This is a genomic window from Variovorax paradoxus, from assembly GCF_009755665.1.
Taxonomy (GTDB): Bacteria; Pseudomonadota; Gammaproteobacteria; order Burkholderiales; family Burkholderiaceae_C; genus Variovorax; species Variovorax paradoxus_G.
Genome location: NZ_CP046622.1, coordinates 5,142,493 through 5,166,080, shown reverse-complemented (window position 1 = coordinate 5,166,080; position 23,588 = coordinate 5,142,493). Strand labels below are relative to the sequence as shown.

Genomic DNA, 23,588 nt, shown 5'->3' with positions numbered 1-23,588 from the left:
TTGCTATGCACGCTGCGAGGCCTGCCCCTACACTCGGCGCGGCACCGCTTTCGGCGGTGCCGAACCAACTACAAGGACCCCCGATGATTCGACTTGCTTCGTTTGCGCTGGCTGCTGTCTGCGCCGCGATTTCCCTTCCGGCCGCGGCGCAGTTCGCCAAGCCCGAGGACGCCATCAAGTACCGCCAGAGCGCGCTGTTCGTGATGGGCCAGCATTTCAGCCGCATCGGCGCCATGGCCAATGGGCGTGTTCCGTTCGACGCGGCGGCCGCAGCGGCCAATGCCGACATCGTGGCCGAAATGGCCAAGCTGCCTTGGGCGGCCTTCGGCGCCGGTACCGAGGGCGGCAAGAGCAAGCCCGAGGTCTGGAAGGAGGCCGCCAAGTTCAAGGAGCACCAGGACAAGATGATTGCCGAGACCGGCAAGCTGGCCGTCGCCGCCAAGGCCGGCAATATCGACGCGCTCAAGGCCCAGTTCGGCGCCACCGCCGGCAGCTGCAAGGCCTGCCACGACAGCTTCCGCAACCAGTGAGCTTCAAGCCTCCGCGAGCAGTTTCTCGATCAGCTTGTGGAGTTCGGCGAAATCGGGCTCGCCTACGTAGCGCTTCACGATTTCGCCCTTCTTGTTGACCAGGTAGGTGGTGGGCGTGAGCTTCACGTCGCCCCAGGCCTGCGCCACGCTGCCGGTGTTGTCGATGGCCACCTTGAACGGCAGCTTGCGCGTTTCGGCAAAGTTGACGACGTAGCTCGGCGGGTCGTAGCTCATGGCAACGGCCAGCGTGTCATAGCCTTTTGACTTGTACTTGTCGTAGGTCGCAATGACCTTCGGCATTTCGGCCACGCAGGTCACGCAGCTCGTAGCCCAGAAGTTGACCAGGGTGACCTTGCCCTTCAGGTCGTCGGTGCTCTTCTTGCTGCCGTCGAGCAGCACGAAGGTCGATGCCGGCGCCGCGGTGGCGCCGGAGCCGAAGTACACGCCCACGCCGGCGGCCAATGCAAGGACGACTGCGGCGGCGGCGATGTATTTTTTCATGGCAACTGAAAGAGGAGGGCGGCGCGATTTTAGTTCCGCCAGCCTGATCGCGCTGGAGGCTGCCTCGGGCGGCTCGATAATCGCTCTCCGATGCCGTCGCCCGTTCCCCGCCCCTGGCCTGCGCTGCTCGCAGCCACCGCCGCCGCTGCGCTTGCCGCCTGCAGCCCGACCTTCAACTGGCGCGAGACGCCGATCGCCGACGCGGGCCTGATCGCGATGCTGCCCTGCAAGCCCGACCGTGCCCATCGCGCCTTGCCCCTGGGCGCCGAGTCCGTGCAGGTCGACATGGCGGGCTGCGAAGCGGGCGGTGCGACCTTTGCCATTGCCCACGCGTCAGCTGGAAGCCCCGATCAGGCCGAGGCCTGGCTCACGGCATGGCGCGCGGCCACCCGGAGCCAACTGGGCAATGCGCAGGTGAGGGAAGCGCCGGCAACGCTGAAACGTGCCACCGCGTCGCCCGCGCCGGTAAGGCTCGATGCCCAGCCGCCGCAGCAGGGCGCCGCGCCCGTCCAGGTTCTCTGGTTCGCCCAATCGCAAAAAGACGGCCGTGTTTCGCTCTACCAGGCCACGGTGCTCGGGCGGCCCACCGCGCCCGACGCGGCGGCAACCTTCTTCGACGGCCTGCGTCTTCCGTGAACGCCGCAAGCTCTCTGAACGGCGGCCTGCTCGCCGGACGGCGGCGGATTGCCACCGTTTTCCTGGCCTTTGCCGTCGCCTACTTTTTTTCGACGCTGGTGCGTGCCATCACCGCCACGCTCTCCCCGACGCTCACCGCCGAGTTCGAACTCGAGTCGCGCGATCTCGGATTGCTGGCCGGCGGCTACTTCCTGGGTTTTGCGTTCACGCAGCTTCCCATGGGTACCTGGCTCGATCGCCACGGCCCGAAGCGGGTGATCGTCGGCTTCCTGGCCATCGCGGTCATTGGCTGCCTGCTGTTTTCCGCCGCGACCAATTTCCCGCTGCTGCTCGCCGCGCGCGTGCTGACAGGTGTCGGCGTGAGCGCCTGCCTGATGGCGCCGCTCACCGGCTACCGCCGCTGGCTGACGCCGCCGATGCAACTGCGCAGCAACTCGTGGATGCTGATGGTGGGCTCTTTCGGCCTCGTCGGCGCCACGCTGCCGGTGCAATGGCTGATGCCGCTCCTGGGCTGGCGGCCGCTCTTCTGGCTGCTGGCGGCGGGCATTGTGGTTTCGATGGCTGTCATTGCCTGGGCTGCGCCGGCCTGGCATGGCGAGAGCGCTGCCGACCCCCGCAACGCGGCGGACAAGGGCAGTGAACCTGCGCAAGGCGGCTACGCCGCCGTGTGGCGCGACCCATTTTTCCGCAAGCTCGCGCCAGTGGGCTTCTTCAACTATGGCGGCTTCGTTGCCATGCAGACGCTCTGGGTGGTGCCCTGGCTCACCCGCGTCGCGGGCTACACGCCGCAGGAGGCGGCCGGCGCCCTGTTCTGGATCAGCATCGCGCTGCTTGCCACTTACTGGCTCTGGGGCGTGACCAATCCAAGGCTCGCGCATCGCGGGGTTCCAGCGACCCGGCTCTTGAGTTGGGGAATGCCGCTCGCGATGCTCGCGCTCGCTCTCATTTTGGTAGCGGGTTCCGCCGCGGGGACCGTCGCCTGGATCTGCTTTCTATGCATCTCCACGGTGGTCACGCTGGCCCAGCCCGCCGTGGCCCTTGCCTTGCCTCCCGCCCTCGCGGGGCGTGCGCTGTCGGCCTACAACCTGGTGGTTTTTGCAGGTGTATTCGTCGTGCAGTGGGGCATCGGGTTGCTGATCGACCTGTTTGCCCGCGCCGGGCTCGACACCGTCGGCTCCTTCCGCGCGGCCTTGGCCGTTTTCCTGGCCTGCTGCGTTATGTCGTATATCTACTTCCTTTGGGCGCCCCCGCATAATCGGCGCGTAGTTCCCAGACCCGCATGAACAGCATTCTCATCATTGCCCACTCACCGTTCGCGCAGGCGCTGCGGCGGTGCGCGCTGCATGTGTTCCCCGATTGCGAGCAAGCCGTGGTCGCGCTCGACGTGCTGCCCAATGTGTCGCCCGAAGAAACGCTGGCCGCGGCCCGCATCACGCTCGAGCAGCAGCTCAACGCCCCGCGTTCGCAGGTGCTGGTGCTGGCCGACGTATTCGGTGCCACGCCGTGCAACGTGGCCCAGAAGCTGGTGGACGGCGTCCGCTCGCGGCTGGTGGCGGGCGTCAACCTGCCGATGCTGCTGCGGGCGGTAACCTATCGCCACGAGCCGCTCGAAACGCTGGTGCAGCGCGCCATCGCGGGCGGCACGGCCGGTGTCATGCAGGTGGCCGTGGCCGCACCCCAGAACCAGGCGAAGAGAAAGCACAGTGATCAAGAAATCCGTGACCATCAGCAATAAGCTGGGCTTGCATGCACGCGCATCCGCCAAGCTCACCAAGCTCGCAGGCAGCTTTCCCTGCGAAGTGTGGCTCTCGCGCGGCGACCGCCGTATCAATGCCAAGAGCATCATGGGCGTCATGATGCTTGCCGCCGGGCTGGGCTCTACGGTCGAGCTCGAAACGAACGGCCAGCAAGAAGAAGAGGCGATGGACGCCATCATCCAATTGATGAACGACAAGTTCGGCGAAGGCGAGTGAATGTGGCCCCCACGCTCCGCACTGCGTGTCGTCGCTGCCCCCCGAGGGGGCCCGGCCGCCTTGGGGCGGCCCGGCGGCGGCCGATGACCTCCGGTCGATTCGCATGACCTTCGCAGTCCACGGCCTTCCCGTCGCCCGTGGCATTGCCATCGGCCGCGCGGTGCTGGTGGTGTCGAGCCGCATCGACGTGGCCCACTACTTCATCAAGCCTGAAGAGATCGAGACCGAAATCGATCGCGTCCGCACGGCGCGCAATGCCGTGGCCGACGAGCTCGCCAAGCTGCAGACCAGCGTCGCGCAGATGGGCCCCAACGACGCGCCGCACGAGCTTGCGGCGCTGCTCGAAGTGCACCAGATGCTGCTGCAGGACGAAGCGCTCACCGGCGGTGTGAAGCATTGGATCACCGACCGCCTCTACAACGCCGAGTGGGCGCTGACCACGCAACTCGAAATCATCGCGCGCCAGTTCGACGAGATGGAGGACGAGTACCTGCGCGAGCGCAAGGCCGACCTCGAGCAGGTGGTCGAGCGGCTGCTGCACCGCATGAAGGGCACGGCCGCGGTGCTCGCGCCCAGCCCGCCGCGCCGCAAGCGCCCCGCCGCCGAGGACGACGACGACCCCACCGCGGGCGACGGCATCGACGCGCCGCTGGTGCTCATTGCGCACGATCTTTCCCCGGCCGACATGCTCCAGTTCAAGAAGAGCGTGTTCGCCGGCTTTGTGACCGACGTGGGCGGGCGGACCTCGCACACCGCCATCGTCGCGCGCAGCATGGACATTCCGGCCGTGGTGGGCGCGCGCACCGCGAGCCAGCTGGTGCGCCAGGACGACTGGGTGATCATCGACGGCGATGCCGGCGTGGTGATCGTCGATCCTTCGCCCATCATCCTGGCGGAGTACGGCTTCAAGCAGCGCCAGGGCGACCTCGAACGCGGCCGGCTCGCGCGCCTGCGCCACAAGCCCGCGGTCACCCTCGACGGCCAGCGCGTCGAGCTGCTCGCCAACATCGAGTTGCCCGAGGACACGGCCGGCGCCATGAAGGCCGGCGCGGTCGGCGTCGGGCTGTTTCGCAGCGAGTTCCTTTTCATGGGCCGCGAGTCGCAGCGCCAGACCCGCCTGCCCGACGAAGAAGAGCAATACCAGGCCTACAAGCGCGCGGTCGAGGGCATGCAGGGCATGCCGGTCACCATTCGCACCATCGACGTAGGCGCCGACAAGCCGCTCGACGGCAAGGCAGGCATCAAGCAGGAGCACCTGAACCCTGCGCTCGGCCTGCGTGCCATTCGGTGGAGCCTGGCCGATCCGGCGATGTTCCTCACGCAGCTGCGCGCCATTCTGCGTGCGGCGGCGCACGGCGAAATCCACCTGCTGATCCCGATGCTCGCGCACGCCAGCGAGATCCGGCAGACCCTGTCGCTGATCGAGCTCGCGCGCACCGAGCTCGACAACCGCGGCGCCGTGTACGGCAAGGTAAAGCTCGGCGCGATGATCGAGATTCCGGCCGCCGCGCTCACGCTCAAGACCTTCCTCAAGTATTTCGACTTCCTGTCGATCGGCACCAACGACCTGATCCAGTACACGCTGGCCATCGACCGCGCCGACGAGGCCGTGGCCCATCTTTACGACCCCGCCCACCCGGCGGTGCTGAAACTCGTGGCCGACACGATTGCCGAATGCCGCCGACAGGGCAAGGGCGTGGCCGTGTGCGGCGAAATGGCCGGCGACGTGGCCTTCACCCGGCTTCTGCTCGGCCTTGGATTGCGCAGCTTCTCGATGCATCCCTCGCGCATCCTCGCCGTCAAGCAGGAAGTGCTGCGCGCCGACACCGGCAAGCTCGAAGCATGGGCCAAGAGCGTGCTCGAGTCGGACGACCCGGCGTCGGTTCTCGCCGGAAACTAGTTCTTCCGGCCTCAATTCGCTCAAAGGCAGGGGGCTGAAGAGAAATAAAACGAAACACGCCGAAACGGCGGTGAAAGGACTTGCCGGCTCGCGGCAAGCACCATCAGGTCTCCTCTTCCACAACAGAAAGGCCTGATCATGAAAGCTCTCTCCCTCACCCAGATCGTCACCGTCGGCTCGTTCGCTTTGCTCGCCGCCGCCGGCGCCAAGGCTGAAACCTACGAAGGCGTGCAGCCGCTCGCTTCGGCCAAGAGCCGCGCCGAAGTCAACGCCGAAGCCATGCGCACGGCTTCGGCAGCCGACCAGAACGTCGTGCGCGGCTCGCGCGGCGCCGAGGGCATGGCCACGTCGAGAGACCGCGCCGGCGTCGTGTTCGAAGCCATGCGTACGGCCGCCGCACCCGACCAGAACGTGAGCTCGGGCTCGCGTGTGAACAGCAAGGTCATTTCCACGCTGCAGAACCCGGTCGACGCGCGTGCCTCAGCCGCCGGCAACAGCAACAAGCTTTAAGACCCCGCCCGCAGGGCATCCCTGGGGGCCGCAAAGGAACATCATGAAACACTGGATCAAACGCACTCTCTTCGGTTTCGCCGGCCTTGCGGTGGTGGCTGGCAGCATTGCCGGCTGTGCCGGCCATCGGCACGGCTGGGGCAGCGGCGACGGCGCCGAGTTCCGCACCAAGATGGTCGAGCGTGTCGGCAGCAAGCTGGAGCTCGATGCCTCGCAAAAGCAGAAGCTCACCGTGCTGGCGGAGAAGCTGCAAGCGCAGCGCCAAGCTATGCGGGGCGCAGGCGGCGCGGGCGATCCGCGTTCGCAGTTCAAGGCGCTGTTTGCAGGCAACAAGCTCGACCAGGCCGGCGCCGCACGGCTCGTCGACGAGAAGACCACGGCCGTGCGCAACGGCAGCCCGGAAATCATCGCCGCCGCCGCTGATTTCTTCGACAGCCTAAACGCCGCGCAGCAACAGAAGGTGCGCGACTTCATGGATCGCGGCGGCCGCCGTTGGGGCCATCGTGGCTGAGCTTGATTCACCCTCGCTCTTCGCGCACTTCGTGTCGCCTCGCCAAGCTCCTTCCAAGTGGCTGAATCTGTGGGCCGGCGAAGCTGGTTCCGCGGTGTCTCGCGAACAGGCGGTTTCGGGCGGTGTGCGCACGCTGCTGCGGCTCGAAGGCGTGGTCGTGCTGGGCGCGGCGGTGGCGGCCTATGCGCAGTTCGGGGCGGGCTGGGGCATGTTCGCGCTGTTGCTGCTCGCGCCCGACCTTGCGCTGCTCGGCTATCTTGCGGGCCCGCGCGTTGGCGCGGCGCTCTACAACGCGGCCCATTCGCACGTCGGCGCGGTTGCGTTGCTGGTGCTCGGTGCGCTGGCCGCGATGCCCTGGGCCGTGGCCGGCGGCTTGATCTGGTGCGCGCACATCGGCCTCGATCGGGCGCTCGGCTACGGGCTCAAGTACGGCTCCGACTTTGGCGCCACGCACCTGGGCCGCATCGGGCGGGCCGATCCGTGGTGAGGCACGCACGATGGCGCGCACCACCGCTGGCAGTGAAAACAGAAACGACTCTGGTGGCGGTGCGATGCCCGCAGGCCTGATCGTCAGCCAATTGTTCGCCAGGAGGCACAATCCCGCCATGCCGCGCATCCTGCTGATCGACGACGACGAACACCTCGCCGCGCCGCTGACCACCTACTTCGCACGCTTCGGCTGCACGCTCGAAAGTGCCGCGCGTCCGAGCGAAGGGCTGGCCATGCTGCGCGCGGGCCACTACGACGCGGCGATCCTCGACGTGATGCTCCCCGAGATGGACGGTTTTGCGCTGTGCCGCGAGATCCGCAAGGAAAACGACATTCCCATCGTGATGCTCACCGCGCGCGGCGAGGTGATGGACCGTGTGGTCGGCCTGGAGCTCGGCGCCGACGACTACGTGCCCAAGCCCTTCGAGCCGCGCGAGCTGGTGGCACGCGTGCAGACGATCCTGCGGCGCCAGCGCAGCACGACGCCTGCTGCGCCTAACGGCAACGGCGCGCAGCACCGCGTGTTCGACGGCCTGTCGATCGACCTCGACCGGCGCCAGGTGCTTCGCCACGGCGAGCGCGTGGAGCTGACCGGCACCGAGTTCGAATTGCTTGCGCTGCTCGCGGCCGAGCCCGGCAAGGTGTTCAGCCGCGACGACATCCTGAACCGGCTTCGCGGCCACGAAGCCGAGCTCTACACGCGCGCGGTCGACATCGTAGTGAGCCGTTTGCGCAAGAAGCTCGAGCCGCTGGACTGCATCAAGACCTTGCGCAATGCCGGCTATGCGCTGGCCGTGGCGCGCAGCGAGCCCGCATGACGTCTCGCAGCGGAGGCTTGCGCAACGCCTGGCGCGAAATGACTTGCCGCCGCGCGGAACTGCGCAAGCAATGGCACGAGCAGTGGCACGAGAAGGTGCAGGGCAAGCGCCGCTGGCGCCGCTCGCTGCGCATCCGGCTCGTGATGATGTTCGTGCTGCTGGCGCTGGTCATGGCGGTGGTGTTCATGGGGGGCATGAAGAGGTCCTTCTCCACCGGATGGGCCGAGGCCGCCAAGCCGATGCTGGTGGACTATGCCGACCGGCTCGTCGCCGAGATCGGCACGCCGCCCGACATTGCGCGCGCGCAGGCGCTGGTGGCCCGGCTGCCCATCACCATCCGCATCGTGGGGCCCACGGTCAATTGGGATTCCAACCCCGGCGGCAGCAACGGCCGCGGCGGCTGGATGCATGACCGCGACGAGGAGCCGTGGAACGACAAATGGTTCATCCGCCCCACGGCCGATGGCCATCGCGTGATCTTCGGCTGGGCGCCCAAGCTCTGGAAGCTCGCGCCGCGTGCCGTGGCCTGGGCCACGCTCGGCGCGCTGCTGCTGCTCGTGGTGCTGGGCTATGCCTATGTGAGCCGCCTGCTGCGGCCGCTGATCGATATCCGCGAGGGCGCGCAGCGCTTCGGCCGCGGCGAGTTCACGCAGCCCATTCCCGTGCGCCGCAACGACGACCTTGGCGACCTTGCGGAGCGCATCAACACCATGGCCGACGACATCCAGGCCATGCTCGACGCCAAGCGCGGCCTGTTGCTCGCGCTCAGCCACGAACTGCGTTCGCCGCTCACGCGCGCCCGGCTCAATGCCGAGCTGCTGCCGGCCACGCCTGAGGGGGCGGCCGAGCGCGAGGCGCTTCTGCGCGACCTGAACGAGATGCGCGACCTGATCAGCGACCTGCTCGAAAGCGAGCGCCTCGCAAGCCCGCATGTGGCGCTGCAGCGCGAGCCCGTCGACCTGGCCGTGCTGGTGCGCGAAATCGTGGCCGAAATGGCCGGCGCGCAGAACGTGCATCTCGACCTGGCGGAAGGCCTGCCGCCGCATGGCATCGACCGCATGCGCATTCGCCTGCTGGTGCGCAACCTGCTGGACAACGCCTTGCGCTACAGCACCGGTGCGCCGCGGCCGCCGTGCGTGTCGCTGCGGGCCATGGTGGACGGCAAGGTGCAGGGCGTGGAGCTCGAGGTGCGGGACTACGGGCCCGGCGTCGACGAAGCGCAGGTCGAGCGGCTCACCGAGCCGTTCTACCGCACCGACGGCGCGCGGGCGCGGGCCACGGGCGGTGTCGGGCTGGGCATGTACCTGTGCCGGCTGATTGCCGAGGCGCACGGCGGCACCTTGACCGTGCGCAACGCGCATCCGGGCCTGCAGATCGTCGTCCGGCTCTAGTTCGCCAACGGCACCTCTGGTGTCGCCTGCGCTACCAGGAGGCGCGAAGTGCGGAGCTACGATGCGCCTCCGTGCCAGCGCCCCCGTCAATCCAGGAGACACCATGAGCAGCTCACTTACCAACCACCAGGTTCGCCTTGCCAAGCGCCCGGAAGGCGCGGCCACGCGCGAGAACTGGAAGTTCACCACCGAACCCGTCGGTGAGCCGGCCGAAGGCGGCGTGCTGGTCAAGACGCTGTCGCTGTCGCTCGACCCGGCCATGCGCGGCTGGCTCAACGACGCCAAGAGCTACATCGCACCCGTGGCCATCGACGAAGTGATGCGCGCCGGGGGCGTCGGCCGCGTCGTCGCTTCGAGGAACCCGCAGTTTGCTGTGGGCGATGCGGTCTACGGCACGCTCGGCGTGCAGGAATACATCCTCATTCCGCAAGATCAGATCAAGCGCAACGGCCTTGTGAAGATCGACCTGAATGTCGGCACCATCGGCCAGTGGCTCAACGTGCTCGGCATGCCGGGCATGACCGGCTACTTCGGCCTCATGGACGTGGGCCAGCCCAAGCCGGGCGAAACCGTGGTGGTCTCCGGCGCGGCCGGCGCCGTGGGGCAGACGGTGGGCCAGTTGGCCAAGATCAAGGGTTGCCGCGTGGTCGGCATTGCCGGCGGTGCCGCCAAGTGCGACTGGGTGGTGAACGAGCTGGGCTTCGACGCCTGCATCGACTACAAGGCCGGCGCCGGCGCGGTGCGCGAAGGCCTCAAGACGCATTGCCCGAAGGGCGTCGACATCTATTTCGACAATGTGGGCGGAGAAATCCTCGATACGGTGCTGGCGCGGCTCGCGCGCAAGGCCCGCGTGATCATCTGCGGCGCCATCAGCCAGTACAACAACGCCAACAGCATGCCGGGCGCCGGTCCCAGGAACTACCTGAGCCTCCTGGTGAACCGCGCTCGCATGGAAGGCATTGTGGTGTTCGACTATGCCGACCGGTTCCACATTGCCGTGGCGGAACTCGCCGGCTATCTGAAGGACGGCCGCATGAAGAGCAAGGAAGACATCGTGAAGGGGCTCGACACCTTCCCCGAGTCGCTCAACAAGCTGTTTGCCGGGGAGAACTTCGGCAAGCTGGTGCTGCAGGTGGCTGAGGACTGAGCAGGGCTCAGGGCTCGCTGGGCCGCATCGGAATATCGCCCATGGCCTCGTCCTCGCGCAGGCCACGGGCCGCCTTCAGGGTTTCGATCGACAGGCCGTCGCCATGGCCGGCGAAGCCCTTGGCAATGCCTTCGAGCACCGTCGAGAGGCCGGTCTCCCCGTCTGCGCGGGCGTCCATGCTGATGTTGAGCACCCGGGCCGCCATCTGCCGGTAGGTGATGGCGCCCGCGCCTTGGAGCGCGGCCACCAGGTCGAGGTACAGCGCCAGGTTCAGGTCGAACACCAGCTTGGGGGTGATCTCGAAATCTTCGTTGTTGTTCTTGTTGTCCATGGGTGAGCTCCTTTTTTCCGGAGCTTCCACTCTAGCCATAAAAAGCGCGTCAATCCGTCGGACGCGAACGTATTAACGCGCGCGCGTGCCCATCACGGCGGCCGAGATGATCAGCCCCGCGGCGAGCGCGATGCTCCAGGTGAGCGGGCGTCCCGTCACCGCCAGCAGCAGTGCGGTGGAGCCCAGCGGCGTGATGTAGCTCAGGATGCCGATCTGCCGTGCATCTCCGCGCTTCAGGGCCATGTCCCAGACGAAGAAGGCCGCGCCGAGCGGGCCCAGCCCGCACAGCGCGACCAGCAGCCAATCCTTTGCAGTGAGCACGACCGGGGCTTCGAGCAGCGCATGGCAGGCCAGCGACAGCACGCCCGAGACCAGGCCGAACAAGCCGATGGCCGAGGTGGGAAAGGCTGCCACGCGCTTCGTCCACAGCGAATAGCTCGCCCAGATGAAAGCCGAGCCCAGCGCGGGCAGAAAGCCCCAGTACTGCCCCGCGGCGCCCGACGTGGAAGTGGCGCCTTCGCGGGCTCCCAGAATCGCGATGGCGGCACCCGCGAAGCCCAGCAAGGCGGCCACCACATGCAGCGGCCGCAGCGACATGCCTGGCAGCAGCACCGGCGCCAGCACCACCATGAAGAGCGGCCACAGGTAGTTCACCAGGTTGGCCTCGACCGGTGGGGCATGCCGCAACGCGATGAACAGCAGGAAGTGAAATCCGAACAGGCCATAGATGCCCAGCGCCAGCGTGCGCGGCGGCACGCGCCAGGCGGCGCGGTCGCGCAGCACCAGCGGCCAGCTCGGAATGCTGCCGATGATCAGCGCAAGGCCTGTCAGCAGGAAGGGCGGCAGGTGCGAAAGCGCAGTGCCCAGCGAGGCGAGCGTGGCCCATAGCGCAATGGCGGCCAGGGCGAGGAGCGTGGGAGACATCGCTCCGAGCTTAAGCGGCGCCGTCGTCGCGCAACGCCGGTGCATCGTCGCGTGGCGACGATCTTTGGTGCGGCTCAGCGGCCGCCGAGCCTGCGCAACGCCGCGGTGAGCGCGGAGGGCGAGCGGTAGCCCGTGCGGCGCGCTGTTTCGGCCACGCCCACGCCCGCCACTCGCAGTTCGCGCGCATGCGCGAGCCGCAGCGTGCGCAGCCAGTGCATCGCGCTCACGCCTTGCTCGTCGCGGCAGCGCTGCGCGAAATGGCCGGGGCTCAGGCACGCCACGCGTGCGAGATCGGCCACGCCCAGCGGCTCATGCCAGCGAGCCCGGGCCCAGGTAGCGAGCGCCGTCCAGTCGATGGCGCGGCTGCGCCCATCGGCCGGCGCTGCCGCTCGCCAGGCCTCGAGCAGCAGCGCGGGGCCGTGCTGCAGCGCCAAGGCGGACGCCTGCGGATGCTGCGCGCATTGCGCGAGGTACTTTGCCAAGGCATGCAGCCGCGATGCATCCACCGGTGGACGCCCTGCGCAGTGCGCCCATTGGGGCTGGCGGGTATCGAGAATGAGGCACTGGCTGCCGCTGCGAGATTCGAAGTCGTGCCGGTCGCCGGGCACCACCACGTGCGACTCGCCGGCGCCGACGCGCGCTCCGCGCCCCTCCACTTCGAGTTCGAGCACGCCCGAGAGGCCGACCAGCACCTGGAAATGGTCATGCGCGTGGCTGCCGCGCGAGGCCCCGTAGTCGCGCAGCGAAAGGCTGCTCGGTTCTGCGTGGGGGCGTGTTGCTGGCGTTTGCATGTGCCGTCGAATTGTCGTTCCACGGCTCGCAGCTGTCACCCCAGCCGCAGCAGCAGCGCCGAGGCCGCACACACCAGCAGGAACGGAATGCTGATGCGGTGAAACTCGCGCATGCCGTGCGGCACCCGGGCGAGCCGCAGTGCGATCAGGTTGGCCAGCGAACCCAGCACGCAGCCGAAGCCGCCCACGCTCACCCCGGCGGCGAGTGCCGGCAGATCGCGCACATGGCCGTCGAGCAGGATGGCCGCCGGCACGTTGCTGATGAGCTGCGACGCGGCAATGGCGGCAAGGAAGGCGCGCCATCCCTCGGTAATCGGCCAATGGTTCAGCAGGGCCACCACGGCGGGCAGTTCGGCCAGCTGGCGCAGGTCCACGAACATCAGGGCGATGATTGCAAGCAGGGCCCAGTCGATGCCGCGCAGCACGCGCGGATACGCGAGCAGGAATACGCCGAACACCACGCCCAGGCCCGCCAGCAGCCAGTGCCGGTCGAGCGCCACGACGAAGCCGACGAACAGCACGCCCGCCAACGCCAAGAGGCGCGGCTGCACCGGCGTGGCCTCTGCCTCGGGCTTGAGCGCGATGGGCGTGCGCGGCACCAGCAGCCACACGGCCGCGAAGAGCCAGAACAGCATCACCGCAACCGTCGGCCCCATCATTGCCATGAAGGCGAAGAAGCTCTCGCCCGAGCGGTGCCAGAGGTAGAGGTTCTGCGGGTTGCCGATGGGCGTGAGCGCCGAGCCCGCATTCACCGCCAGCGCCTCGAGCACCACCAGCCGCGCCAGCGGCAGGTGCGCCTGGTTGGCAAGCACCCGCGTGAGCGGCACCAGCAGGAACAGGCTCACGTCGTTGGTTACCAGCGCCGAGAGAAAGGCCGCGCTCGCGGTCAGCAGCAACGCAAGGCTGCGCTGGTTGTGCGTGCGCGCGAGCAGGCGCTGCGCGGTGGCCTGCAGCATGCCGCTTTTTTCCACGCCCTGCGTAATGGCCAGCAGGCCCGCCAGTGCGCCGACGGTCTCCCAATCGACCAGCCGCAGCCAGTCCATCGGTGCGCGCGGGCGCACGAAAGCGAACACCACCGCAACGGCGACCAGCACCCACAGCAGGCCGTTGCCGCCGCCCTGTTCGGCCGGGGGCGCCGCCTTGGCTTCAGCGGCCGACGAGGTCACGCAACTCGCGCTTGAGCACCTTGCCAATGGCGCTTCGCGGGAGCTCGTCGATGAAATGCAGCCGCGCCAGGCGCTGCGTCTTGCCGAGCTGGTCGTTGGTCCATTGCAGCAGCGCGGCCTCGGTGGTGCCGTCGCCTTCGCGGCGCACCACGAAGGCCACCGGCGTTTCGCCCCATTGTTCGGAAGGCACGCCCACCACGGCCACGTCGGCTACCGCCGCATGGGCGCGCACCACGGCTTCGAGATCGCTCGGGTAGATGTTGAAGCCGCCGCTGATAATCATGTCCTTCTTGCGGTCGAACAGCGTCAGGAAGCCGTCGGCATCGAAGCGGCCCACGTCGCCGGTGCGGATGAAGCGCTTGCCGGTGGCGTCGAACCATTCGGCCTCGCGTGTCTTGGCAGGCTGGCGGTGGTAGCCGGTCATCATGCCGGCCGAATGGCCCACCACTTCACCTGCCAGCTCGATGTTGCCGCGCGGGATTTCATGGCCGTCTTCGTCGATCAGCCGGATGTCGCTGCCCTCGGCCGGGCGACCCACGGTGTGAAGCTTGCCGGGGTTCAGATGGGCTTCGAGGATGCAGGTGCCGCCGCCTTCGGTCATGCCGTAGAACTCGATCAGCCCGCCCGGCCATCGCTTGAGCACGTCGGCCTTGAGCGCAGCGTTGAAGGGCGCGCTGGTGCTGAATTTGAGGCGGAACGACGAGAGATCGTGCGCGTCGAAGCGCGGATGCGCCATCAGCCGCTGGTACTGCACCGGCACCAGCATGGTGTGCGTTACGCGGCGCTGCTCGGCCAATTGCAGGTAGCCGAGCGCATCGAACTTCGGCATCAGCACCACGCAGCCGCCGAAGGCGATGGTGGGAAAGAACACCACCAGCGTGGTGTTCGAATAAAGCGGGGTCGACAGCAGCGTGACGGTGTCGGGGCCGTATTCGTACTTGGCGCCGCGCTGCACATGGGCCCAGCGCATGCCGTGGCCTTGCACGATGCCCTTGGGCTCGCCGGTGGTGCCCGAGGAATAGATGATGTTGAAGGGCCAGGATGGCTGCGTCTCGACGGCGGTGGGCCGTGCGCCTGCGGGAGCCAGCCAGCTCTCCAGGCTTTGGCCGGCGGCCGAACCGTCGAGCGCTACGCGGGGAATGCCGCCATCTTTCGCCGGACCAACCACCTCGGCCGCCGCGGCGTCGGTGAAGAGAATGCGCGCGTCTGCGTCCTCGATCATGCGGGCCAGGCTGGCCGGCGTAGACCCGGGCGCGAGCGGCGCAACCGCCACACCCGCGCGCAGCGCACCGAGGAAGACCGCCGCGTAGTTCACCGACGAAGCCGCGCAAACCGCAATGGCGTCGCCGGGCTTCAGGCCGCCCTGCTGCAGGCTGGCCGCGATGCGGTCCATCAGCGCGTCGAGCGCGCCGTAGTTCAGCGTGTGATGGGCATCCGCGAGGGCGGGGTGGTCGGGCGTGTGTTGCGCATGGAGGCGAACCAGGTCGGCAATGGCGCCGAAATCGCGTTCCATCGCGGCTTGGATGGCGGGGTGCGTTTGCAAAATCGATCCTTCGTCTTGGCCAGACGGCAGGATAGCGAAGAAGCGCCGGACCGGGTGAGCTGCACGCGACGGGCTGCTTGCCGCCGCGGCTGCATCAGTTGTTAAACCCCGGCGGCGTGCGCCTGCTGGTCCGCGTGATAGCTGGACCGCACCATCGCTCCCACGGCCGCGTGGCTGAAGCCCATCTTGTAGGCCTCTTCCTCGAACATCTTGAAGGTGTCCGGGTGCACATAACGGCGCACCGGCAGGTGCGAGCCCGACGGCGACAGATACTGGCCAATGGTCAGCATGTCGATGTCGTGGGCGCGCATGTCGCGCATCACCTGCAGGATCTCTTCGTCGGTTTCGCCCAGGCCTACCATGATGCCGCTCTTGGTCGGCACGTCGGGGTGCAGCGCCTTGAACTTCTTCAGCAGGTTCAGGCTGAACTGGTAGTCGCTGCCGGGGCGCGCTTCTTTATAGAGGCGGGGCGCGGTCTCGAGGTTGTGGTTCATCACGTCCGGCGGCGCGGCCTTCAGGATCTCGAGTGCGCGGTCGTCGCGGCCGCGGAAGTCGGGCACGAGGATCTCGATCTGCGTCATCGGCGAGAGCTCGCGGATGTTCTTGATGCAATCGACGAAATGCTGGCTGCCGCCATCGCGCAGGTCGTCGCGGTCGACGCTGGTGATCACCACATACTTCAGGCGCAGCTTGGCGATGGTCTTGGCAAGGTTGAGCGGTTCGTCCTTGTCGAGCGGATCGGGGCGGCCATGGCCCACGTCGCAGAACGGGCAGCGGCGCGTGCACTTGTCGCCCATGATCATGAAGGTGGCCGTGCCATTGCCGAAGCATTCGCCGATGTTCGGGCACGAAGCCTCTTCACAGACCGTGTGCAGGTTGCTTTCGCGCAGGATCTGCTTGATTTCGTAGAAGCGGGTGGTGGGGCTGCCGGCCTTCACGCGAATCCACTCGGGCTTCTTGAGCACCTCGCCCTGCTGCACCACCTTGACCGGAATGCGCGAGAGCTTGGCCGCGGCCTTCTGCTTGGCCAGCGGGTTGTAGTTTTCGGCGCTTTGCGCGTCGCGGACGACTTCGGTGGTGCTCATTGGATTGCTAGGGCGCCAGATAGGTGGTGAGCTTCTGGCTCAGGACCCGGGCAGCGTCTTCCCATGTGGTTTGGACCCCGATTGTAGAAAGATCGACCGTTTGCAGCCCCGCGTAGCCGCAAGGGTTGATCCGCGAGAAGGGTTCGAGGTCCATCCGGGCGTTGAGCGCCACGCCGTGGTAGGTGGCGTGGCGGCTCACCTTGATGCCCAGCGCGGCGATCTTGCCCAGGCCCCGAAACGGGTCGCCGGCGGGCAGCGGGCCGGTCAGCGCGGCATGGGAGAACGGGTCGTCCAGCCGCACGTAGATGCCCGGCGCGCCCGCCACGCGGTGCCCCGTCACCCCGAAATGCGCCAGCGTGCGCAGCACCGATTCCTCGATGCGGTAGACGTATTCCTTCACGTAGTAGCCGGCGCGGCGCAGGTCGATGAGCGGGTATCCCACCACCTGGCCCGGGCCGTGGAAGGTGACCTGCCCGCCGCGATCGGTCTGCACCACAGGAATCTCGCCCGGATTCAGGATGTGGTCCTGCTTGCCCGCAATGCCTTGCGTGAACACGGGCGCGTGCTCGCACATCCAGAGCGCATCGGGCGTTTCAGCCTCGCGCTCGAGCGTGAACCGCTTCATTGCCTCGAAGGTCTCGGCATAGTCGACGCGGCCCAGCCATTGCGTGGCAATGGCAGCGGTGGATGCGTGTTCTGAGACCGCCATCAGGGCCTTGGTGTCAGAGGACGACCTTGACCGACGGATGCGTCGACAGGGCGCGATACAGGTCGTCGAGCTGCTCGCGGCTGGTGGCGGTCACGGTGATCGTCACGCCCAGGTAGTTGCCCGCCTTGCTGTCGCGCAGCTCGACCGTGGTGGCATCGAAGGCCGGATCGAAGCGTTCCGCAATCTGCGTGATGGCATGCACGAAGCCGTCGGCCTTGACGCCCATGACCTTGATCGGGAACTGCGAGGGGTATTCGATCAACGATTCCTTGCGCGGATCGGGAATCGGAGTGCTCGTGTCGGTGGTGCTGTCGGTCATGCGGGGGTCACTCCTTGTTTCTGTGGCTTCTCTGCGTTGCGCTGCTTGGCCTCTTGGTAAGCCGCGTACAAGGCTTGGTAGATGGGGCCGGGTCGGCCGTTCCCAATGGCCTGGCCGTCGAGCGTCACCACGGGCAGCACTTCCTTGCTGGCCGAGGAGAGCAGCAACTCATCGGCGCCGAACACTTCGTGGCGTGAAATGCGGCGCAGGGCAAACGGAATGCCGCGCTCGGCGCACAGGCGCTCCAGCAGGCCGTAGCGGATGCCGGTCAGCACCAGGTTGTCCTTGGGCGGGCCGATGAGTTGGCCGTCTTTGGCGATCCACACGTTGCTCGACGATGCTTCGCTCAGCCATTCGCCCCTGAACATGACGGTTTCGGCCGCGCCGGCCTCCACGCTGATCTGCCGTGCCAGCACCGCGCCCAGGAGGCTGGTGCTCTTGATGTGCGCCTTCTCCCAGCGAAAGTCGGCCGCGGTCACGCAGGCCACGCCCTTGGCGCGCACCGCATCGGCCACCGGGGGCAGCGGATTCACCATCACGAACACCGTCGGGCGCACGCCCTTGGTCATGGCATGATCGCGCGGCGCAACGCCACGGGTAATCTGAAAGTACACGGCCTGGGGTGCATCGCCGCCGGGTTCGGCCAACCGCATGACGATGTCGCGCCATTGGGCGAGCGTGAGCGGGTTGGCAATCTGCAGCTCGGCCAGCGAGCGATCGAGCCGCGCCATGTGTTCTTCGAAGCAAAAGGGCTGGCCGCCGTAGACGGGGACGACTTCATAGATGCCGTCACCGAAAATGAAGCCACGGTCGAGCACGCTGATCTTCGCGTCCCGAAGGGCGGTGTACTCGCCATCGAGGTAGCAGAGCGTGGTGGGGAGAGCGGCAGTAAGAGGGTGCATGCGGGAATTATGGTTGTGCGCGCCCGGTCGGGTTCCGGTCAGCCAGGGAAGCCTCGTTTTGCAAACGTGACAGATCAGGTGGTCGAGCGGGCTGGGTTTCTACTTATAATCAATGGCTTTGTTAAATTCACGGCTGACAACGCGAGCGGCATTCCAATGACAACCAGCGCTCCTGTCTCCGAGATCGATGCCGAAGTCTCCGACTTCAAGCCGCTGACCGCCGAAGAGGCCCAGCGGCTTCGCGAGAAAAATCCCGAAATGTCGCCCTGGTGGGTGATTGGGGCCCAGGTGGCCATGGGATTGCTTGTGGCCGGAGTGGCATGGATGTGGACTCAGCGGCCAAGTGCCGCGGTGTCGGCTTTTTACGGAGCCATGGCGGTAGCGATTCCGGCGGCATTGTTCGTCCGGGGTGTGCGGCGGGCACGCGGTGCCGTGTCGCAATCTGCTGTCATGCTGCGGTTTTTTGTGTGGGAGTTGATCAAGATCGCGTTGACCGTTGCCTTGCTGGCGGCGGCACCGTGGCTGATCGAGAGCATCAGTTGGCTGGCCTTGCTGGCCGGCGTGGTGGTCGCCATGAAAATGTACTGGGTGGCCCTGCTGGTGCGGCCCGGATTGTTGAACCGGATTTGACTGTTTAAAAAGAGACGCTGAAAGATGGCCGCCGAAAGTCACGCCCCGACCGCGAGTGAATACATCGTTCACCACCTCCAGCACTGGCAAGTTGACTGGAGCCTCAATCCCGTGGTCCAGAAGGCCATCGTCGACTTCAACGTCATCAACCTCGACTCGGTGCTCTATGCGCTGATCGTCGGTGCCCTGGGTTGCTTTGTGCTGTGGCTGGCTGCTCGCAAGGCCACGCCGGGCGTGCCGGGCCGGTTCCAGGCCGCGGTCGAAATGCTCGTCGAAATGGTCGACAACCAGGCCAAGTCGAACATTCGCAACGCAAAAAGTCGCAAGTTCATTGCGCCGCTGGCGCTCACCGTGTTCGTCTGGATCTTCCTGCTGAACGCCATGGACATGTTGCCGGTCGACCTGCTGCCCTCGCTCTGGGGCAAGGTTTTCGAGGCTGCCGGACACGATCCGCACCATGCCTACATGCGCGTCGTTCCCACGGCCGACCTCTCCACCACGCTCGGCCTGTCGACCTCGGTACTGCTGCTGTGCCTGTTCTACAGCGTCAAGATCAAGGGCCTGGGCGGCTGGGGCCACGAACTCATCACCGCGCCTTTCGGTGCCCACCCCGTGCTCTGGCCGATCAACCTGCTGATGCAAGTCATCGAATACCTGGCGAAGACCGTCTCGCACGGCATGCGGTTGTTCGGCAACATGTATGCGGGTGAACTCGTTTTCATGCTGATCGCGCTCATGGGTGGTGCGATGGCAGCCTCGTTCTCGGGAGTGATGCTGCCCATCGGGCACGTCATTGCCGGTACCGTCTGGGCGATCTTCCACATCCTGGTGATCACGCTTCAGGCATTCATTTTCATGATGCTGACCCTGATCTATCTCGGCCAGGCTCATGAAGCGCATTGAGTTTTCTTTTTTCTTTTCGTTTGCTTTCAATCTGTATTAAGGAGTCATCATGGAAAACGTTCTCGGTCTCGTCGCTTTGGCTTGTGGTTTGATCGTCGGTCTCGGCGCGATCGGTGCTTCCATCGGTATCGCACTGATGGGCGGCAAGTTCCTCGAGTCGTCGGCTCGTCAACCTGAACTCATGAACGACCTGCAGACCAAGATGTTCATCTTGGCTGGCCTGATCGACGCTGCGTTCCTGATCGGCGTGGCAATTGCCCTGCTGTTCGCTTTCGCCAACCCGTTCATCGCCGCTCTGCCGAAGTAATTTCCGTTCAACGCCACTCCAGAAAGGTGTTGCCGTGAGTATCAACGCGACCCTGTTCGTTCAGGCCATCGTCTTCCTGCTGCTTGTGCTGTTCACGATGAAATTCGTGTGGCCGCCGATCGCGAAGGCCTTGGACGAACGAGCACAAAAGATCGCTGCGGGCCTGGCGGCCGCCGAGAAGGCCAAGGCCGAACTGGCCTCCGCCAACCAGCGTGTCGAGCAGGAACTGGTGGCGTCTCGTAACGAGACCACCAATCGCCTGGCCGATGCCGAGCGCCGTGCCCAGCAGATCATCGAAGAGGCCAAGAGCCGCGCAACCGAGGAGGCCAACAAGATCGTGGCCGCCGCGCGCGAAGAGGCCAACCAGCAGTCCGTGCGTGCGCGTGAGGCGCTGCGCGAGCAGGTGGCCGCACTGGCCGTCAAGGGTGCCGAGCAGATTCTCCGCAAGGAAGTCAACGCCGGCGTTCATGCCGACTTGCTCAGCCGCCTGAAGACCGAGCTCTGAGGACAACATGGCCGAACTCGCGACCATTGCCCGTCCTTACGCCGAGGCGCTGTTCAAGGCTTGCCAGGGCGACCTCGAAGGCACGGCCGGCTGGCTCGACCAGCTGGCGTCCGTCGCCGGCAGCCCGCAGCTCCTGGAGTTCGCGGCCAACCCGAAGGTGCCGCCCGAGCAGGTGTTCGAGCTGATCGCCGGGCTTTCGAAGCAGTCCTTGCCCGATGCGGGCAAGAACTTTCTGCGCGCCGTCATCGACAACGGCCGGTTGGCTGCATTGCCCGAAGTGGCAATCCAGTTCCGTGCCTTGTGCAATGCGCGCAGCGGGGCTGCCGATGCCGTGATCTACAGCGCTTTTCCGATCGACGACGCGGCGCTGCAAGAGGTTGGCGCGGCGCTGGAGCGGCGCTTTGCTCGCAAGCTCACGACGCGGGTCGAACTCGACCCCTCGCTCATCGGCGGCATCCGTGCCGTGGTCGGCGACGAAGTGCTCGACACCTCGGTCAGGGCGCGCCTCGAACAAATGAAAGCGGCGCTGACCGCCTGACGGCGGCCGGCAGCCAGTTGGCCCCATTTACAGAAAGAAGGAAAGAGTCATGCAACTCAATCCCGCAGAAATTTCCGAACTGATCAAGAGCCGCATCGAGGGTCTCGGCGTCAGTGCCAACATCCGCAACGAAGGCACCGTGGTTTCGGTGACCGACGGCATCGTGCGCGTGCACGGCCTGTCCGACGCGATGCAAGGCGAAATGCTCGAATTCCCGCCGAGCGCTGACGGTACGCCGTCGTTCGGCTTGGCGCTCAACCTCGAGCGCGACTCGGTCGGCGCCGTGATCCTGGGCGAATACGAGCACATCTCCGAAGGCGACACGGTCAAGTGCACCGGCCGCATCCTGGAAGTGCCGGTCGGCCCCGAGCTCGTCGGCCGCGTGGTCAATGCGCTGGGCCAGCCGATCGACGGCAAGGGTCCGATCAACGCCAAGATGACCGACGTGATCGAAAAGGTCGCCCCGGGCGTGATCGCCCGCAAGTCGGTCGACCAGCCCCTGCAAACCGGCCTGAAGTCCATCGACTCCATGGTGCCGATCGGCCGCGGCCAGCGCGAGCTGATCATCGGCGACCGCCAGACCGGCAAGACCGCCGTGGCCATCGACGCGATCATTGCCCAGAAGGGCCAGGGCGTGACCTGCATCTACGTTGCGATCGGCCAGAAGGCTTCGTCGATCAAGAACGTGGTGCGCGCGCTCGAGCAAGTGGGCGCCATGGACTACACGATCGTGGTGGCCGCATCGGCCTCCGAATCGGCAGCCATGCAGTACGTGTCGGCCTACTCGGGCTGCACGATGGGCGAGTACTTCCGCGACCGCGGCCAGGACGCCCTGATCGTCTATGACGACCTCTCCAAGCAAGCCGTTGCATACCGCCAGGTGTCGCTGCTGCTGCGCCGCCCGCCAGGCCGCGAAGCCTACCCTGGCGACGTGTTCTATCTCCACAGCCGTCTGCTCGAGCGCGCCGCGCGCGTCAACGCCGACTACGTGGAAGCCTTCACCAAGGGTGAAGTCAAGGGCAAGACCGGCTCGCTTACCGCGCTGCCGATCATCGAAACGCAAGCCGGCGACGTGTCCGCTTTCGTTCCGACCAACGTGATCTCGATCACCGACGGCCAGATCTTCCTGGAAACCAACCTGTTCAACGCAGGTATCCGCCCCGCCATCAACGCCGGTATCTCGGTGTCGCGCGTGGGTTCGGCGGCCCAGACCAAGATCATCAAGGGCCTGTCGGGCGGTATCCGTACCGACCTTGCACAGTACCGCGAGCTGGCTGCGTTCGCGCAGTTCGCTTCCGACCTGGACGAAGCCACCCGCAAGCAGCTCGACCGCGGTGCCCGCGTGACCGAACTGCTGAAGCAGGCCCAGTACAGCCCGCTGCCGATCTCGCTGATGGGTGCCACGCTGTTTGCCGTGAACAAGGGTTTCATGGACGACCTGGACATCAAGAAGGTTCTGTCCTTCGAGCACGGCCTGCACCAGTTCCTGAAGACCAGCCACGGCCCCCTGCTCGACAAGATCGAGCAAGCCAAGGCGCTCGACAAGGACGCCGAGGCCGAACTGACGAGCGCAATCACCGCGTTCAAGAAGTCGTTCGCCTGATCGACCTGACAAGGAGCCCCCATGGCAGCTGGTAAGGAAATCCGCGGCAAGATCAAATCGGTGGAAAACACCAAGAAGATCACCAAGGCCATGGAAATGGTCTCGGTCTCCAAGATGCGCAAGGCGCAGGAGCGCATGCGCGCCGCGCGCCCCTACAGCGAGAAGATTCGCAACATCGCGGCCAACCTGGGCCGTGCAAACCCCGAATACGTTCACGCGTTCATGAAGACGAATGAGGCCAAGGCCATCGGGTTCATCATCGTGACGAGCGACAAGGGTTTGTGCGGCGGCTTGAACACCAACCTGTTGCGTGCCGTGACCACCAAGCTGCGCGAAGCGCAGGCGGCCGGCACGGCCATCGAGTCGGTGGCCATCGGCAGCAAGGGCCTGGGCTTTCTGAACCGCATCGGCGCCCGCGTGGTCGCGCATGTCACCCATCTGGGCGACACGCCGCACCTGGACAAGCTCATCGGCCCGGTCAAGACGCTGCTCGACGCCTATGCCGAAGGCAAGCTGTCCGCGGTGTACCTGTGCTACACGAAGTTCATCAACACCATCAAGCAAGAGCCGATCGTCGAGCCCCTGCTTCCGCTCGCGGCCGAATCGCTGCAGGTCGAGCAGGGCCAGCACTCGTGGGACTACATCTACGAGCCCGATCCTGAAAGCGTGATCGATGAGCTGCTGGTGCGCTATGTGGAGTCGCTGGTCTACCAGGCCGTGGCCGAGAACATGGCGTCCGAGCACTCGGCCCGCATGGTTGCGATGAAGGCTGCAACCGACAACGCCGGCAATGTGATCAGCGAGCTCAAGCTGGTCTACAACAAGACCCGTCAGGCCGGCATCACCAAGGAACTCTCCGAGATCGTCTCGGGCGCGGCGGCAGCCGCGGGCGTGTAAGCCAGTTTCACGGTCGTCCCCTACAAACA

29 protein-coding genes are annotated in these 23,588 nt (G+C 66.2%); 19 read left to right on the top strand and 10 right to left on the bottom strand.

Annotation, left to right across the window (positions count from 1 at the left end; translation table 11 throughout):
• Nucleotides 1-83: 83 nt before the first annotated feature.
• Entirely contained in the window at nt 84-530 is a 447-nt protein-coding gene (locus tag GOQ09_RS24075; RefSeq protein ID WP_157616204.1) for a c-type cytochrome, read from the top strand.
• A gap of 3 nt (nt 531-533) precedes the next feature.
• On the opposite strand, the gene GOQ09_RS24070 is transcribed toward GOQ09_RS24075, so the two are convergent.
• On the bottom strand, nt 534-1,031 hold the full coding sequence (locus tag GOQ09_RS24070) for a TlpA disulfide reductase family protein (protein ID WP_157616203.1): 498 nt from the start codon (nt 1,029-1,031) through the stop codon (nt 534-536).
• A 90-nt stretch (nt 1,032-1,121) separates the two neighbouring features.
• Between GOQ09_RS24070 and GOQ09_RS24065 the strand changes: the two genes are divergently transcribed.
• The 11 genes from GOQ09_RS24065 to GOQ09_RS24015 all read left to right on the top strand — a co-directional run bounded on the left by GOQ09_RS24065 (nt 1,122) and on the right by GOQ09_RS24015 (nt 10,406).
• Nucleotides 1,122-1,667 (top strand): hypothetical protein, encoded by a 546-nt coding sequence (locus tag GOQ09_RS24065; RefSeq protein ID WP_157616202.1) that lies wholly within the window; start codon nt 1,122-1,124, stop codon nt 1,665-1,667.
• Nucleotides 1,668-1,681: 14 nt separating this feature from the next.
• On the top strand, nt 1,682-2,950 hold the full coding sequence (locus GOQ09_RS24060) for an MFS transporter (RefSeq protein WP_157616834.1): 1,269 nt from the start codon (nt 1,682-1,684) through the stop codon (nt 2,948-2,950).
• A complete protein-coding gene (locus tag GOQ09_RS24055) occupies nt 2,947-3,402 on the top strand; it encodes a PTS sugar transporter subunit IIA (RefSeq protein WP_055807946.1) in 456 nt (151 codons plus the stop codon). The genes GOQ09_RS24060 and GOQ09_RS24055 overlap by 4 nt, the downstream gene beginning before the upstream one ends.
• The gene (locus tag GOQ09_RS24050; protein WP_157616201.1) at nt 3,371-3,640 is read left to right on the top strand and encodes an HPr family phosphocarrier protein; all 270 of its coding nucleotides are present in this window, start codon (nt 3,371-3,373) and stop codon (nt 3,638-3,640) included. The genes GOQ09_RS24055 and GOQ09_RS24050 overlap by 32 nt, the downstream gene beginning before the upstream one ends.
• 103 nt (nt 3,641-3,743) lie before the next feature.
• The gene (gene ptsP, locus GOQ09_RS24045; RefSeq protein WP_157616200.1) at nt 3,744-5,540 is read left to right on the top strand and encodes a phosphoenolpyruvate--protein phosphotransferase; all 1,797 of its coding nucleotides are present in this window, start codon (nt 3,744-3,746) and stop codon (nt 5,538-5,540) included.
• A gap of 138 nt (nt 5,541-5,678) precedes the next feature.
• Nucleotides 5,679-6,050, top strand: a complete 372-nt coding sequence (locus tag GOQ09_RS24040) for a DUF4148 domain-containing protein (RefSeq protein WP_157616199.1) — start codon at nt 5,679-5,681, stop codon at nt 6,048-6,050.
• Nucleotides 6,051-6,093: 43 nt separating this feature from the next.
• Nucleotides 6,094-6,561 carry a Spy/CpxP family protein refolding chaperone gene (locus tag GOQ09_RS24035; RefSeq protein ID WP_157616198.1) on the top strand — a complete coding sequence of 156 codons (468 nt, stop codon included), beginning with the start codon at nt 6,094-6,096 and terminating at the stop codon, nt 6,559-6,561.
• A 94-nt stretch (nt 6,562-6,655) separates the two neighbouring features.
• Nucleotides 6,656-7,048, top strand: coding sequence for a DUF4260 family protein (locus GOQ09_RS24030; protein ID WP_242630931.1), 393 nt, complete (start codon nt 6,656-6,658; stop codon nt 7,046-7,048).
• Nucleotides 7,049-7,166: 118 nt separating this feature from the next.
• Nucleotides 7,167-7,868 (top strand): response regulator transcription factor, encoded by a 702-nt coding sequence (locus tag GOQ09_RS24025; RefSeq protein ID WP_165442118.1) that lies wholly within the window; start codon nt 7,167-7,169, stop codon nt 7,866-7,868.
• A gap of 38 nt (nt 7,869-7,906) precedes the next feature.
• Complete coding sequence (locus GOQ09_RS24020; protein WP_207309982.1) at nt 7,907-9,259, top strand: sensor histidine kinase; 1,353 nt, start codon at nt 7,907-7,909, stop codon at nt 9,257-9,259.
• Nucleotides 9,260-9,362: 103 nt separating this feature from the next.
• Nucleotides 9,363-10,406 (top strand): NADP-dependent oxidoreductase, encoded by a 1,044-nt coding sequence (locus GOQ09_RS24015; RefSeq protein WP_157616195.1) that lies wholly within the window; start codon nt 9,363-9,365, stop codon nt 10,404-10,406.
• Between the two features lie 7 nt (nt 10,407-10,413).
• Here the strand turns inward: GOQ09_RS24015 and GOQ09_RS24010 are convergent, their stop codons facing one another.
• From GOQ09_RS24010 to GOQ09_RS23970, 9 genes are all read right to left on the bottom strand, one after another.
• Nucleotides 10,414-10,737, bottom strand: coding sequence for a hypothetical protein (locus tag GOQ09_RS24010; protein WP_157616194.1), 324 nt, complete (start codon nt 10,735-10,737; stop codon nt 10,414-10,416).
• Nucleotides 10,738-10,809: 72 nt separating this feature from the next.
• Nucleotides 10,810-11,661, bottom strand: a complete 852-nt coding sequence (locus GOQ09_RS24005; RefSeq protein WP_157616193.1) for a DMT family transporter — start codon at nt 11,659-11,661, stop codon at nt 10,810-10,812.
• Between the two features lie 74 nt (nt 11,662-11,735).
• Entirely contained in the window at nt 11,736-12,452 is a 717-nt protein-coding gene (locus GOQ09_RS24000) for a helix-turn-helix domain-containing protein (RefSeq protein ID WP_157616192.1), read from the bottom strand.
• 35 nt (nt 12,453-12,487) lie between these two features.
• Entirely contained in the window at nt 12,488-13,618 is a 1,131-nt protein-coding gene (locus GOQ09_RS23995; protein WP_157616191.1) for an SLC13 family permease, read from the bottom strand.
• A complete protein-coding gene (locus GOQ09_RS23990; RefSeq protein ID WP_157616190.1) occupies nt 13,599-15,131 on the bottom strand; it encodes a class I adenylate-forming enzyme family protein in 1,533 nt (510 codons plus the stop codon). The genes GOQ09_RS23995 and GOQ09_RS23990 overlap by 20 nt, the downstream gene beginning before the upstream one ends.
• Before the next feature lie 131 nt (nt 15,132-15,262).
• On the bottom strand, nt 15,263-16,246 hold the full coding sequence (gene lipA / locus GOQ09_RS23985; RefSeq protein WP_157616189.1) for a lipoyl synthase: 984 nt from the start codon (nt 16,244-16,246) through the stop codon (nt 15,263-15,265).
• 7 nt (nt 16,247-16,253) lie between these two features.
• A complete protein-coding gene (lipB, locus tag GOQ09_RS23980) occupies nt 16,254-16,955 on the bottom strand; it encodes a lipoyl(octanoyl) transferase LipB (RefSeq protein WP_157616188.1) in 702 nt (233 codons plus the stop codon).
• A gap of 13 nt (nt 16,956-16,968) precedes the next feature.
• Nucleotides 16,969-17,274 carry a YbeD family protein gene (locus GOQ09_RS23975; protein ID WP_126749123.1) on the bottom strand — a complete coding sequence of 102 codons (306 nt, stop codon included), beginning with the start codon at nt 17,272-17,274 and terminating at the stop codon, nt 16,969-16,971.
• Nucleotides 17,271-18,176 carry a D-amino acid aminotransferase gene (locus tag GOQ09_RS23970; RefSeq protein ID WP_157616187.1) on the bottom strand — a complete coding sequence of 302 codons (906 nt, stop codon included), beginning with the start codon at nt 18,174-18,176 and terminating at the stop codon, nt 17,271-17,273. Before GOQ09_RS23970 ends, GOQ09_RS23975 begins: the two co-directional genes overlap by 4 nt.
• A 156-nt stretch (nt 18,177-18,332) precedes the next feature.
• Here GOQ09_RS23970 and GOQ09_RS23965 point away from each other — a divergent pair, with 156 nt between their 5' ends.
• Genes GOQ09_RS23965 through atpG form a run of 7 tightly spaced genes read left to right on the top strand, consistent with a single transcriptional unit; the run spans nt 18,333 to nt 23,559 of the window.
• Nucleotides 18,333-18,806 (top strand): ATP synthase subunit I, encoded by a 474-nt coding sequence (locus GOQ09_RS23965; RefSeq protein ID WP_157616833.1) that lies wholly within the window; start codon nt 18,333-18,335, stop codon nt 18,804-18,806.
• Nucleotides 18,807-18,830: 24 nt separating this feature from the next.
• Nucleotides 18,831-19,709 carry a F0F1 ATP synthase subunit A gene (gene atpB / locus GOQ09_RS23960; RefSeq protein ID WP_157616186.1) on the top strand — a complete coding sequence of 293 codons (879 nt, stop codon included), beginning with the start codon at nt 18,831-18,833 and terminating at the stop codon, nt 19,707-19,709.
• 49 nt (nt 19,710-19,758) lie between these two features.
• Complete coding sequence (gene atpE / locus GOQ09_RS23955) at nt 19,759-20,016, top strand: F0F1 ATP synthase subunit C (protein WP_157616185.1); 258 nt, start codon at nt 19,759-19,761, stop codon at nt 20,014-20,016.
• A 34-nt stretch (nt 20,017-20,050) separates the two neighbouring features.
• Nucleotides 20,051-20,521, top strand: coding sequence for a F0F1 ATP synthase subunit B (locus GOQ09_RS23950; RefSeq protein ID WP_157616184.1), 471 nt, complete (start codon nt 20,051-20,053; stop codon nt 20,519-20,521).
• 7 nt (nt 20,522-20,528) lie between these two features.
• Complete coding sequence (locus tag GOQ09_RS23945; RefSeq protein ID WP_157616183.1) at nt 20,529-21,059, top strand: F0F1 ATP synthase subunit delta; 531 nt, start codon at nt 20,529-20,531, stop codon at nt 21,057-21,059.
• 49 nt (nt 21,060-21,108) lie between these two features.
• Entirely contained in the window at nt 21,109-22,662 is a 1,554-nt protein-coding gene (gene atpA / locus GOQ09_RS23940; protein WP_157616182.1) for a F0F1 ATP synthase subunit alpha, read from the top strand.
• 21 nt (nt 22,663-22,683) lie between these two features.
• Nucleotides 22,684-23,559 carry a F0F1 ATP synthase subunit gamma gene (atpG, locus tag GOQ09_RS23935; protein WP_157616181.1) on the top strand — a complete coding sequence of 292 codons (876 nt, stop codon included), beginning with the start codon at nt 22,684-22,686 and terminating at the stop codon, nt 23,557-23,559.
• The last annotated feature ends 29 nt before the right edge of the window (nt 23,560-23,588 follow it).

Bases quoted from the DNA above. Each gene is read 5' to 3' on its own strand.
- GOQ09_RS24055 (WP_055807946.1), top strand. From the start codon at position 2,947: ATGAACAGCATTCTCATCATTGCCCACTCACCGTTCGCGCAGGCGCTG.
- lipB (WP_157616188.1), bottom strand. From the start codon at position 16,955: ATGGCGGTCTCAGAACACGCATCCACCGCTGCCATTGCCACGCAATGG.
- atpE (WP_157616185.1), top strand. From the start codon at position 19,759: ATGGAAAACGTTCTCGGTCTCGTCGCTTTGGCTTGTGGTTTGATCGTC.
- GOQ09_RS23975 (WP_126749123.1), bottom strand. From the start codon at position 17,274: ATGACCGACAGCACCACCGACACGAGCACTCCGATTCCCGATCCGCGC.
- GOQ09_RS24075 (WP_157616204.1), top strand. From the start codon at position 84: ATGATTCGACTTGCTTCGTTTGCGCTGGCTGCTGTCTGCGCCGCGATT.
- GOQ09_RS24025 (WP_165442118.1), top strand. From the start codon at position 7,167: ATGCCGCGCATCCTGCTGATCGACGACGACGAACACCTCGCCGCGCCG.
- GOQ09_RS24015 (WP_157616195.1), top strand. From the start codon at position 9,363: ATGAGCAGCTCACTTACCAACCACCAGGTTCGCCTTGCCAAGCGCCCG.
- atpA (WP_157616182.1), top strand. From the start codon at position 21,109: ATGCAACTCAATCCCGCAGAAATTTCCGAACTGATCAAGAGCCGCATC.
- GOQ09_RS24070 (WP_157616203.1), bottom strand. From the start codon at position 1,031: ATGAAAAAATACATCGCCGCCGCCGCAGTCGTCCTTGCATTGGCCGCC.
- atpB (WP_157616186.1), top strand. From the start codon at position 18,831: ATGGCCGCCGAAAGTCACGCCCCGACCGCGAGTGAATACATCGTTCAC.
- GOQ09_RS23945 (WP_157616183.1), top strand. From the start codon at position 20,529: ATGGCCGAACTCGCGACCATTGCCCGTCCTTACGCCGAGGCGCTGTTC.
- atpG (WP_157616181.1), top strand. From the start codon at position 22,684: ATGGCAGCTGGTAAGGAAATCCGCGGCAAGATCAAATCGGTGGAAAAC.
- GOQ09_RS24040 (WP_157616199.1), top strand. From the start codon at position 5,679: ATGAAAGCTCTCTCCCTCACCCAGATCGTCACCGTCGGCTCGTTCGCT.
- GOQ09_RS23970 (WP_157616187.1), bottom strand. From the start codon at position 18,176: ATGCACCCTCTTACTGCCGCTCTCCCCACCACGCTCTGCTACCTCGAT.
- GOQ09_RS24005 (WP_157616193.1), bottom strand. From the start codon at position 11,661: ATGTCTCCCACGCTCCTCGCCCTGGCCGCCATTGCGCTATGGGCCACG.
- GOQ09_RS24035 (WP_157616198.1), top strand. From the start codon at position 6,094: ATGAAACACTGGATCAAACGCACTCTCTTCGGTTTCGCCGGCCTTGCG.
- GOQ09_RS24010 (WP_157616194.1), bottom strand. From the start codon at position 10,737: ATGGACAACAAGAACAACAACGAAGATTTCGAGATCACCCCCAAGCTG.
- GOQ09_RS24020 (WP_207309982.1), top strand. From the start codon at position 7,907: ATGACTTGCCGCCGCGCGGAACTGCGCAAGCAATGGCACGAGCAGTGG.
- lipA (WP_157616189.1), bottom strand. From the start codon at position 16,246: ATGAGCACCACCGAAGTCGTCCGCGACGCGCAAAGCGCCGAAAACTAC.
- GOQ09_RS24065 (WP_157616202.1), top strand. From the start codon at position 1,122: ATGCCGTCGCCCGTTCCCCGCCCCTGGCCTGCGCTGCTCGCAGCCACC.
- GOQ09_RS24000 (WP_157616192.1), bottom strand. From the start codon at position 12,452: ATGCAAACGCCAGCAACACGCCCCCACGCAGAACCGAGCAGCCTTTCG.
- GOQ09_RS23965 (WP_157616833.1), top strand. From the start codon at position 18,333: ATGACAACCAGCGCTCCTGTCTCCGAGATCGATGCCGAAGTCTCCGAC.
- GOQ09_RS23990 (WP_157616190.1), bottom strand. From the start codon at position 15,131: ATGGAACGCGATTTCGGCGCCATTGCCGACCTGGTTCGCCTCCATGCG.
- ptsP (WP_157616200.1), top strand. From the start codon at position 3,744: ATGACCTTCGCAGTCCACGGCCTTCCCGTCGCCCGTGGCATTGCCATC.